General features: G+C 40.6%; 3 protein-coding genes. All 3 read left to right on the forward strand.

What is annotated here, in order from left to right; all coding sequences use genetic code 11:
* Positions 1-187 precede the first annotated feature (187 nt).
* The 3 genes from AC0YN3_RS26970 to AC0YN3_RS26980 are packed head-to-tail and all read left to right on the forward strand — an operon-like array spanning position 188 to position 12,936.
* The gene (locus AC0YN3_RS26970; protein ID WP_475778002.1) at positions 188-7,006 is read left to right on the forward strand and encodes a hypothetical protein; all 6,819 of its coding nucleotides are present in this window, start codon (positions 188-190) and stop codon (positions 7,004-7,006) included.
* 3 nt (positions 7,007-7,009) lie between these two features.
* Positions 7,010-12,700 carry a hypothetical protein gene (locus tag AC0YN3_RS26975; RefSeq protein ID WP_475778003.1) on the forward strand — a complete coding sequence of 1,897 codons (5,691 nt, stop codon included), beginning with the start codon at positions 7,010-7,012 and terminating at the stop codon, positions 12,698-12,700.
* Positions 12,697-12,936: a hypothetical protein gene (locus tag AC0YN3_RS26980; RefSeq protein WP_475778004.1), complete on the forward strand. Its 240-nt coding sequence runs from the start codon at positions 12,697-12,699 to the stop codon at positions 12,934-12,936. The genes AC0YN3_RS26975 and AC0YN3_RS26980 overlap by 4 nt, the downstream gene beginning before the upstream one ends.
* Positions 12,937-12,960: the final 24 nt, after the last annotated feature.

Here is a 12,960-nt window from a genome sequence, read left to right on the forward strand (position 1 = left end):
ACCTAGGAACTTAAAGTTTTCTTTATAAAGCAGCAGTGTTTTTATCAATCATGGTAACATGGAGGAAAAATATTGTCGAAATTTGGCTGTCACGGTTCATAACTGCTAAGTTAGGTCACTATGAGATCAAAAATGAATGCGACTTTAAAAGAACGATTACAAGTACGATTATACGAGGAGGTATTTTATGAAAAAGATGTTAAGTTTGATGCTAGTACTTTCGCTTCTAGCATCAGTAGCGCCTGTTTATGCGAATGTGCCAACAGAGTACACCTATGTGTTTGGTGTGAAAACAGGAGGAAACGAAAACGGCGGAACAGGTGATGATATTTACATGGGCGTAAGTACCTATGAACCTGGAGCAAACTCTGATCATGTAGTAAATCTTGGCGGCGCTGCGGCTTGGTCTGAACCACAACATACATTTAAATTGCAAAATATTCCACCATGGAGAATGAATGAACTCGTTTTTTGGCTGGTGGGCAGTGATGACTGGTACGGTGAATCTGTGGTTCTGTGGCTTCCTCAAATTGGGGGAAACATAAATCCAACACAAGCGAAGACCATTCCAATAAACTCATGGACAAAAGATCAGGGCAGACTTTATCGTGACATTTCCGACGTAACAAAAAGAAAATTCATAGATATGGGTTCCGTTGACTTACCTGGGGGAGAGTTCTACCTTGATGCTAATTCGTCAGGCGCTCAAAGTGTAAACTGGGACAAAAATGTTAAGGATCAATATGGTCAATATGACATTATGCAATATGAGGATGCTCCAGTTTTCAGCTATACCGTTTCGGACGATGCTGTAGGTAGAGATTGGTTAACATTCGAAGAGCCAACAAAAACAAAAAACTTTGAGTTAGGTATTGACCGCAAAAAGCTTCATGATGCAATGGTTGCAAAGAACAAAGCTGAGATATCACTAACCTATAGAGTGGCGCTTCTTGCCCAGTCTACCAACGCTGAAAGCCTTGGAGGGACTTTTGCCCATACAAGTTCAGGAGATCCCGAAGTTAAAACCTATTTAACAACAAAGATAGGGAACCAGGATTACTATTATAAAGATATAACTTATACCTTTTATCGTAGCATATATAACCTTGATAACCCCCATATCAATCAAACGATTACCTATTCGCCCAGCACTGACAATTATTATCTAAATCGAAAATTTACAGATATTAATATCACAGTTGAAGCGGTTTCCATTCACAAAAAAAACATGACGCAAGAAATTAAGACGGAGCTCATAACAAACTTACAAGCAACGCCTGTGTTATATCTTGGGAACAGTACGGCAACACTGCTTGCTAACCTTACCATGTCAAAACTGCAAGGCAATGACGGAAAACCAAACGGCATACTTCAGTTTACTGGAAAGGTGCCGCTGGATGTTAGCGCAGTTGAAAGCGAGGGCATAAGGCTCCAGCTTAATAATGTGTCTACCTCTCTAATGAAAAATGGTCGAGCTCAGGCCTACCATTTGGAAAATCCAACACCAGAATCACCAACATCGCAAAGTTTTTATTTTTCAACTCACAAAGTGGACACAAAAACACCAACCATAAGAGTCACCGACCAAAGTGGAAATGACCTTGTGGGGGCAAATTCAATTCAAAACAACATCAAAAAGAAGCATGAATTTTATATGGTTTCAAGCGAAACGCTCTATCCAGATGGAAATGTCGCTCACACCACTTTAAATCAAAACTATTTTAATTATGAGTTGTACAAAAAAACCAATGATTCCTATGAACCGGCAATGACAAGCATAACAAACTTTGACGGTACAGGAAACAAAACAAGGGTTACCGCACCTATTAACACGCAGGTTCTAAATGGAGTCAGCATACAACTAAGTCCAATCGATCCAACGGAAGGCGAATTCAAGCTTCGGTTTTATGGATGGGATAAAGCTGACAATCCGCTAGGCGGAGATGCCGGATATGCAGAAATTGAAAATATCAAAATTGATTCCCAAGCTCCACGAGTGACCATTCAAGAAACAGTACATCCGCAAGATGCGCAGCTTCGGAAAAGAAATGACTATCGTTTTGAAATGAACGACTTTCAACAAAGCAATAACGGCTGGTCAAGGACTTATTATACCTTTATAAACGGTACTACGACGCCAACTGACACTCCAATCAATCAAATTGAACCTGCATCAAAAGAAATTGCTTCAACTCAAGGGATGTGGGCATTCGTAGACTCAGAAGGCGATAGCGCAACGGCTATGCTATCCATTCCAAAAGGGGACAACTTTGACGGAACTCTCTATTACTTCACAATGGACTCACTAGGAAACGACTCAAGGAACGAGCAAGCGTCAAGATATTATAAAAGACCTGTGAGTATTTTCAATGGAAATGTTGTTGACACACTCATTACGGAGGATTATAGCCTTCCAATGCCACGTTTTGACATCAGTTTCGACATAAGCAATCCAAACATTGAAACGAGATATAGATGGATTTCACATCCCGGCAATGACCAAAGCTTTACACAAAACTTTAGCGTATATAAATCGAGCGATGATGTTGGTGCAGCTGAAAAACGTAATCTTAATGGAACAAATGTTTCGATGGACGGAAAATATATACTTGAATATCGTGTTACAAATAAACAATCGGGCAACACTGCCGATTTTTCACGGGAATACGTTTATGACAACAATGCACCGGAAATTAGCTATACCGTCGGAAATCAGCATGATCATTTTAAATCATCACATCAGTTTAACGTGAAAGTGACAGATGACAGCGGAATTGCAAGTGCATATTATTATTTATCTCAGCCAGGCTCAGAAAGTAGAATTGCAGATATGCCAGACTATCCGCTGACACTGACACCAAACAGTGAAAACATAGTAGAAGTTGATCAAACCTTGACCATAACGGGACTTCCGTCAGGTGCGTACAGCATTGTTGTTGTTACAAGGGACCCGCATGGCAGAGAAAGCAAAAAGGTTTCCCCGTACTTTGGCATGAGGTCAGGACCTGCGATAGTTGATGAATTAAACCATACCCAGTCAAAGACATTAAACGGAATGGGTACAACAACGGATGGAACATATGGTGTCTATGCGGCTTTGAGTGAACCCCATAAAGCATGGACTTCTACTAGCACATCAAAATATCAAAAACCGGTATATTATGCAACAACCGATGGCACGTCAACAGATAACGGCGTTTTAGTGCCTGAGTTTACTGCGGATAATAATTCTGGTGGTTATTTTACATTTACACTCGACACACCTGTTCCGCTTCAAGAGGGTGTCAACACCATCTATATTCAATTTGGGCTCATCAATTATCCTGCTGACGAAAAACCTGAGTTTTTAACAGAAGCAAGACCTATCACGATTCTTTATGATAGCCAAGCACCAACCTTTGAATTGCCAGACTATAGCACCATTCAGCCAACAAACGCATCAGTGACAGCAAGAATAGCAGCAAATGACGTTGGTACGGGAATTAGCAAACTGACAGTTTCGCCAGAGGATGCAGACAAAATCACGGTTTCTCCATACGCAAACGGTGCATTCACAATAACGGTCAGCGAAAACATAACAACAAACCTGATCCTATCTGACGAGCTAGGAAATCGTGTTTTTGTTCCTATCTCCGTTTCTAACATTGACAAAACAGCTCCATCTGCACTTACGTCAAGTGAAATCGTGACAAAAGGAGCAAGACAAGATGGAGTTATCACAGTCGATGTTTCAGACAAGAGCGACACAACCGTTTCATTCGCACTTATTAAAGACCCAACAGAAAACCATATTCTAACAGAAGCTGACTATGCGTTGTTTAATTCAAGTCAATCAGTGGACATGCAAAGTAGTCCGGTAATCGTTACTGGCGAAGGAAACAAACAGAAAACCTACAAAATTGACTTGAAGGGGCTTAGTGGAAGCTATGCAATTGGGATTAAAGCCGTCGACACATCAGGAAATGTTACTGAAAAAGTTTTCTTTGACTCCAAACTAAACTTGGTTGACGCGCAAGCATCCATTGTAACGGTTAGCGCAAACCCTGCAACAACAAAAACCACCTCAACGGTTACCGTTTCATTTAACGTTCCAGTAACCGTAATGCCTAATGCACCTGCCCAGGGGAATGTTGTGGGTGATATGGCAAGGTCGAACCTTCTTTATACAGGACTTTTAACAACATCCGCTGAATATACGATAGACTATGATGTTGTTATTCAAAACAATAATACAATCAGCCTTTATATTCAGGACGAGGCCGGAAGGGATAGTGTTTTAGAATTCACACCTGATGTTGAGTTTGTTACAGGATTTGACATCACGGGTCATGTAGAGAAAAATGGTCAAACGATCCAAAACGGAGGGTTTATAGCCTATAACCAAGGCGATAAGCTTTATTATGTTGTCGTTCCAAATCCTAAGTATTCTGGACAATATTTCTTTGTTGACAATGCAGTGTTGTCTGGATTAGCACTAAATACAGAGCTCAGTGTTCTTGAACCTACATTTACAGAAGCAGAGGGAAAAACAGCGTATTCAAAGCTTGTTTTTGAAGCACAAAGAGATGGCAAAACAACAAAATCAGCTTATTTCGAGTCATACACGACAGAAGGCATTCAGGCCGACAGGATGGAAGACGAATATGTTGCAATGACAGTGGTTGACGAAACTGCACCAGTTGCAAATGTAGACTATTCAATCACGGAGCCAACCAACCAAAATGTTAACGCAAGGCTTTCTATATCTGATCCGGAAAGCGGCATTTTAAAACTTGAACGTTCGTATGACGGCATAAACTTTAGCTCGATTGACTCCATTGTTTCGCACAACGAAACATTCGAGCAGAATGCAACGGTATATTTCAAAGTGACTAATAAAGCAGGAATAGAAACAACCGTGCCGGTCGCTGTTTCAAACATTGATAAAACGCCAATCACGCAAGACAGTCACTACAGGGTAGAATACACCTACGAAAACTATCTTGGCAATTGGGTTCCAATCCAAGAAGGAAAAGCCTATAGAAGGGTTATGGCAACGCTCAAGTTTATCGGTGGCGGAAAAACTCTTTCTATGACAAACAACAACGCAGCACTTTCAAGGACTCTAACGCAAGAGGTTAGCACATTCACATTTGAGTTTAGGGATAATGCAGGAAACACAGGTTCCCATACGGTTAGCTATAACCAATTTGACAACACAATTGGTCAAACCACCTATGTGTTATCAAAAACTTCCAAGACGAACCAAAATATCTTTGCAACGATCACTTTATCTGATGATTCAGGTGAAATCGCATTTGCGGAGGTTAAGAAGGGCGAAGAGGTTTATCCGTTCAAAGGTGAGCCGCTTGAAAATGAATATGTCGTTGAGCTTGACAGCTCAGGCATTTATTATGTGACAGCGTATGACTACGCAGGAAACAAGTGGACGACTCCAATCACAGTTTCAAATATTAATAAATCGGTGCCAATTGCAACCGCCAGGACTTACAGCACTCTTCCAACCACAATTACTGCACAAAGCGTGAATGTTGAGTTGACACAGTTTAGCAAAGATATCAAAACCATTACAGTCACCGGTGTAGAACTTACCGGAAGCCTAACTGCCAACGATATCGTACATATCCCTGGCACAAAAGCTGTTCGCTTTAGAAAAAATGGTACGGTTACCATGTTCTTTGTTGACGATTATGGTAACAAAGGTCATGAGATTATTACCATTTCAAATATTGTTTCCACGCCGCCGCAAATCAGCGCAACTGCAACATTAGCTAAAGATAAGCTGAGCGTTAATGTAACCTTTGACCAAATTCGTGACAGTGATGGCGTTCCGCTGGACATTCTTAGAAAGCTAACAGACCTTACCGTTTCTTATCGTGGATATGAATATGCACTTTTAACGGAGGAGAAAAATGAAGACGGTGATGTTGTGTCCTATAAAGATGCAGTTATCAACGTTAACACGAACGGGGAGCACGTCTTTCAAGTTAGAGACCAAACAGGCATAACACAAAAAATTCTTTTGACGGTTGAAGGAATTGAAGTTGGAGGACCAAAGGTTAAAGAAGTTCGTTGGTCATATAAGTATCTTGAGAAAAACCAAGCTGGTCAGTGGGTGGAAAAGGATTATCAAAACAAGATTAATGTTGGAGTTGACACATCTGGAAAAGAAGAAGGTTATGTGGTGGGAACGGATAAAAACCCAACAACAAATCAAGATGTCAAAGTCACTTTAATCACTGACAAAGATGCTAAGTTCGTTGGCGGAAACGACGTTTGGGAACAAGATAAGTCAATGAACTATAGGGAAAATGGACTTTATGTTTTTAACCTCCAAGGAAGGACAGGAGAGTATGCTTCGTATGGTGTCAACATTGGTCTAATCGACAAAACGCCTCCTGAGCTAAAACTTAAAAATGGCGAGGAGCTAATCTTCATCGAAGGAATGACGCCTAAAAAAGATGCCTCCATTGCATATGACAAGTCAAAGCTTCTCGACTTCGAAGCATGGGATATGGTTGCAGGTAAAAAAGTTGATCTAACAAACCGAGTTACCATTAGCTATGAAGTAGGCGGGCGAGCGTTTAACCCTGACAACATCTCAGCAAATGAATTTGTTCGCTCGAACCCTTACTATATCGACTATACGGTAAGAGATGATGCAGGAAATCAAACAACCATTCGTCGAACCGTTCGCCTTGTGGGTCTTTATGACACAATAGCTCTTGTTAACGGAGTTATGCCAGATAGCACGAATGTTGCAACCGTTCTTGGAAACAAAGTTGAAATTTCACTGAAAAACTTCTCCGGAATCTCATATGCACGTTATGAAAAAGGTCTTTTAACACAAGGTCAGATGAAAACAAAAGGAACTGTCCTTCGGGAGAAAAACGGAGTTTATACACTTGATAATGTCTCAGACGGTTGGTATACCATATATATCCAAACGGATAAACGTGACTATTTCAACATTTCTGTCTATGTTTCAAACAAAGGAGGGAAATAGGCAATGGCTATCTTTAGAACAATAAAACGCAGCATAGCTGCAGCCCTTTGTCTAACCATGCTTTTCACTTTTGCAAGTTTCCCTGTTCGTGCGGATGCTAGCAGTGCGGATTATTCAATTGCAAACGAGTTTATGAAATATTCTATAAATTCAAGAACAGGTGGTTTTTCAATCGAAACGATTGACGGTCACCCACAAAAAGCTTTCGACAACAACCTTCCGCTTCTTTATAGGGAAGATGCGGCAAGGAGCAATGGAACATCATTCACAACCGTTCGTATCGACGGAAAAGATTTTATTTTCGGTCAGGAATATGGCTGGTTTGGAATAGATACAAAGCTTCATGAACCTGTCGTTTCAGAGCAAAACAGGCTGTTAACCATTGCATGGGACATCAAGGGCTATACTATCACACAAAAGGTATCCATTTCTATTGATCCTAGCAACCCGAGGGCTGGAAACATTGGTATTTCATATGATGTGAAAAATAACAATGCCGCAGCCGGAAAAGTGGGTATTCGTCTTCTTTTAGACAACGCGCTTGGCTCAGAAATTGATTCACCTTATGTTTTGGTTGACCCCACACAACCGACAATCGTTGAAACCGAATATAGCGGTGACAACCTTCCGCAACAAATTAGATATGTTGATTCTCTTTCAGCTTCGGACAAAATGGCTTATGCCATGTTGTCCGGCTGGAGTGGCAACAATAACGTAAACGTTGATAAAGTTATTGTTGGTCACTGGGTTAATCTTGCAAACACAAGATACGATTATACACCAAACCCGAATGTTGACTTTACCAACTACTCAAACAAATATTTAGTTCCTGACACTGCAACTGCTTATTATTGGAACGAAAAATCAATTGAGCCAGGTCAAGTCAGAATTTCTGAAATGCTCTATGGTATCGGTAACTTTTCTGAACAAACACAAAAGGAGCATGTTTCAATAGGTATCCAAACCGAGGACGTTTTACTGACTAACGACAAAAAAGCATATGAAAACAATGGCGTTTTCAAAGCAAATGTAACCATTGACAACAGTGTCTCAGGAGCTAGAGAACTCATAGAACCCATTGTGAGACTTAGCCTTGATGAGGGACTTGTTTTTGCAGCAACGAATACACGAGAATATACGGTGAAGATTTCGGGCGGGCTTAACATTGGATCTGTGTTTGATATTCCCAATGTTGACATTATTGCAGAGAATCAGTCTATGATAACGGCAAAACGTTTGGTCGTTTCGTTAAACGCAACAGAAATTATTGATTCTAGCACACATAAAGTGGTTGACTATAGTGCCAATACAAACATTTTGATTCCTGCAGTTGAAGGCAAGCTTCCGGAAGTTTCAATGAAGCATGTTTTCCCAGCGGCCGTTTATTATGAAGGCGACAAAAATATCACCGTTTCTGGTGATATGAAAGTTTTGGCTGGGGCCCTTTCGGGAAGTGATGGATGGAGTCTTTATCTTGTTTCACCATCAAGCGGTGAGGCTATTTTGATTGACAAAAGAAAAATAAGTTTTGTAGAAGAAGGTCAAACGCTTGCGTTTTCAACGAATCAAAATTTGGCAGTTGGAAAATATGACATTGAATTTAGATTTACAAATCAACAGCTAATAGATGCCTTTGGTACAAAAATCAAAGCAGCAGCTACACTAGATGTAACAAATAATTTAGCGGATAAAAGTGCGAGTTATGGTATTGTTTCGCTAGTCCGATTTACAAACGCTTCAAACAACAGACAGTTGTATGACTATATTAGTTTTGAAAACGAAGATGTAATGAAAAAATTTGTATCTGGCAGCGTTAAAAGAGATGGCCTTCTTAACAAAGGCATCGGATTTGAAAAAGATAAAACAGAAATTCTTTTGACACTTCGCGGGAAAATTAGGCTTATGGGTACGGGTACAGAAAAATATTACTCTGCTAGCAGAGCCGATGGCGACATTACCATCAACAACATCTTGGCTTATGACAGCAACGAAGCTCTTAAGATGACAGTTGACAGCAATGGAGCAAAGCTAGAAGGCGATGGCACCATCAAAGTAATCAACTCCATTAATATTTGGCATAATAAGTGGCATTTTGAAGCCGAGAATGGAGTCAAATACAGCCTGGATCGGGAAGCTGTTTCCGAGAAGGAGGCTGTGGCACTTGAGCTTCAGCTTGGAGATGCGGGTACTATGCTGCAAAATATTGCAGGTTTCTTAATCAATATTAAATATGGCGTGATGACTCAAGATGAGGATGATTTCGGAATTAGCTTTGGCGGAAAGATTTCAATGCCTTTAAAAGCTGCTGACAAATCGAAGGGTGAGGAGCATTATGATTATAAAGGCTCACTAACCGCAAACGTTCAAGATGTTCTCTACGGAAGTAAAGACAGCGAAATTGGTTTTATTGGCATTAACACAACACTATCTGTAGGCCTACCAGAAGATATATTAGGCCCATTAGTAGGAAACGAAGCCGGTGTTGAGGCGGAAATAACAATTAACACCATTGATGATATTTATAGCATTGATGCCGGTGTTTCTATCACAATGCTGGAAGTAGAAGGGTCATTGGCACTGAAAAAGGTTCCTATTAACTCTGTTCCAAAAATGATGCTTGACGAACTCACTTTCTTTTTGGCACCATCAACAATGAAAGTTCCTGTGGTTGCACCTTATGTATTTATCACAGGTCTTGGCGGAGGAATTTCAAACCTTGCAGATACAATTGCTGGAGAACCAGCAGGCGAACTTCCACCACTTACCATCCATCTTCAAACAAGGCTTTTAATTAATGCCATTATTGTAGGTGACTTTAAGCTGGATGCAAAACTATCCGGTCTTGCAATTGAAGGTGTTGGCCGGTTGAAAAAAGACGAGGATGGAAGACTTCTTAATATTCGAGCGGGAATGAATGTTCAATGGATATCGCCTTTTCAGCTAAATGCCTTTGGCGACATCAGCATTCACGCCGGAGCGATTCGTGGTGGTATAACGATAAAAATTACGGAAGATTATTTTTATGGTTATGTTTACGCAGGACTGTTCATTCCAGACTCAATCCCGTTTGTGGGGGGCAAGGAGCTTGCAGGAGTTGAGGCAGCTGTTTCATCTGACTTTGTTGGCGCAAACTTTAAAGTCATTGGAGTTAAGCTTGGCTTTATCTATTATTGGAACGGTGACCTAAGCTTTGGCGGATCGATCGACCTGTCTTCAAGAGGAAACGCCGTTCACTATGTCCACTCGGAAGCGCTAGACGAAAGCGGCAACCTTGTGCCAACGACCATGGCATATGGAACGAATATGAGAAGACTCACTACAAAGGCAAGTGCTAGCACTCGAGCCGGAAATGGTGTTACAAAAGAGGTTAGCCCGACAACTAAAGATGCACTTCTCTTTGAAATTCCACTTCGCGGATTTGTCAAACCTTCTGCATCAGAAATCATTGTCACTGATCCAAAAGGCAATAAATTAACAATGGTTGAAGACGATAATAACGGCAACGGAAACTATCTTGTTCAATCTTTAGATGGCGTTAATTATTTGTACATTTCAATCATTGACCCCTCTCTTATTGTTCCTGGTAACTGGTCCATTTCAGTTGAAACACCTGATGTTTATATCGACAACTTTGAAGTGAACAGCGTTGACAATATGCCAGAGCTTACAGGAATTAGTGCTTCTAATAGCAAAAATACGAGCCGTGATATTAACGTTTCTTGGATAACGGATAAGCAAAGCAAATATTCAGGTGCACTTAATGTCTATGTCACAAAAGACCCATCAATCATGCAAACCATTGAATCGACTAACATGAAAGACACTTCATCATTAATTAGTATTGGCAACCTGGAGTTAGATGAAATTGAATCAGGTTCTCATGTGTTCACACTTCCTGAGTCCTTCCCTCAAGGGGACTATCATGTTGTTGCGATGCTTGTTAACCATCAAGGTGGAATGAGTAAGAAAATCACTTCTTCAACAATCACTTTCACCAATCCACTGCTTCCTCAAAAACCACAAGCTGTTTCTGCGGTCTACAGTGGTGACGGCTATGTGAAAGTTGATATAACTGGAAGTGACGAAACGGCAACACACTATCTCGTGGCTATCCAAGACGAAGATGGTGTTGAGGTTGAAAATTCCTTTGGTCAATTTAAAGTTGGCAGTGACATCATCCTAAAACCATTAGAAGACAAAACAAACCGACCTTTATTACAGGAAGGCAAGGCTTATTTTGTTAAAGTGCAGGCTGCTAGAATTGTGGAAAATCCTCTTAAACATGCGGAATATTATAGTTCAACCGAATTTGCATCATCGCAAAGCTTTGTTATGCCTTCAATGGAGAAGCCTCAGCTTTTAAGCATTGAAACAAACATTGACAGATCAAAAGATCGATATTATTTAAGTACTGACAAGTTAGAGGTAACGTACACGTTCGACAGGCCTGTTAAAATGACATTTAACCTTAACACTGAAGAAAAAAACACGCCTCAGGAGTTTAAGACGGTTTGGTCATTTGAAGAAAGACTTGAAGACGGCCAGCAATTGATTGACTTTATAGCGGTTGGTGAAAACCGTGACACCATTCAAGGCAGCAGGTCATCAGGTGCAATTGGGTTTACTGTTGACACAAAAGCACCTACGTTACTCCTTGGCGAAGATGTTCAAACAAGCCTTGACAAGGAAAACGTTGACAACACCGTCAGCAATCAAGTCGTTTTTGTTGGCGCGGGCTCAAGCTATAGCTTCCATGGTCTAACAGAACCATCCGCATCATTAACTTTAGACGGTAGTTCAGACGGAATTGCTAGAAATCCAGACGGAACATTCGTTGTAAATCGTAAGACCTCAAGCGAAGACCCAGATCAAACGCTGATTCTTAAAGCGGTTGATGATGCTGGAAACGAAACGGTTGTTCAAGTTTATCTTGTGAATCGTGCTTTGACAGAGTTTGAAAGCATTAAATTAATCTCTGACCTTGAAAGCTCCGATGACCAGCCTGATTCTATCGAGCTTGGCATAGGCGGAAAAACGCAGCTTTCTGTTAAAGCTCTTCGCACAGTTGGCGATACTGTATTAAAAGCAGAAGACGTTGTGTGGCACGTTCTTTATAATCAGAACATCATCAGCCTTTCACAAGATGGGACAATTGAAGCATTAGCCCCCGGCGAAACGGCAATCAAAGTTAGCTATAGACTTTCTGCTTTTGAAGGTCTAAATGGGGAAAATGTCTATAAAGAACTGTCGGACGTTATCAAAATTAGCGTGAAAGATCTTGGTTATCGTTATGAAGTTCGCCAAACACAAGGGTTCTCGTTGTACACCATATACACGGAAATAAACATGGGCAAGGCAACAGTGGTGGTTGAAGGAAACAAACAAACTCTTTTATATGACAGCTTGAAGAAAGCATATATTGGTTCTTCAAGGGAACTTGTCACAGGTGAGCAATTAACAGCGAATCTTGTTTTTGAACCAACGGTGAAATCTCCAATTCTTCTTCGTGGAGACACCGATGGTAATGGTGTTATTGATAGAAATGACATTTCGGCAACAAAAGATGCTATTTTAAACAATGTCTACAACGGATTTAGTTCTTCAGAAAACTGGGTGAGATCTGATAAAAACGGCGACGGCATTGTTGACATTGTAGATGCGCAACTTACATTAATGGAGGCACTTAGAAGATGATAAGATATTTAAAAATTATTTTTTGTATGATACTTCTAGTGGCTGTTTTACCATCATATGCCTATAGCGCAAACGATGCCGCAGACCTTAGTTATCGTGTAAACATCACAGTAACTGACAGCTCTGGCACCTCAAAATCATCCTTTGAAGTTGGAGAAGAAATTTTTGTTAAACTAAGTCTTTCATATGCTGGTGCCGGAAGGGCACCAGTATATGGTTTTCAAGGAAAGCTATAGTTTGATTCTTATGTTCTGAAAAAC

The sequence above is a fragment of the Paenibacillus sp. J22R232 genome (assembly GCF_056269165.1).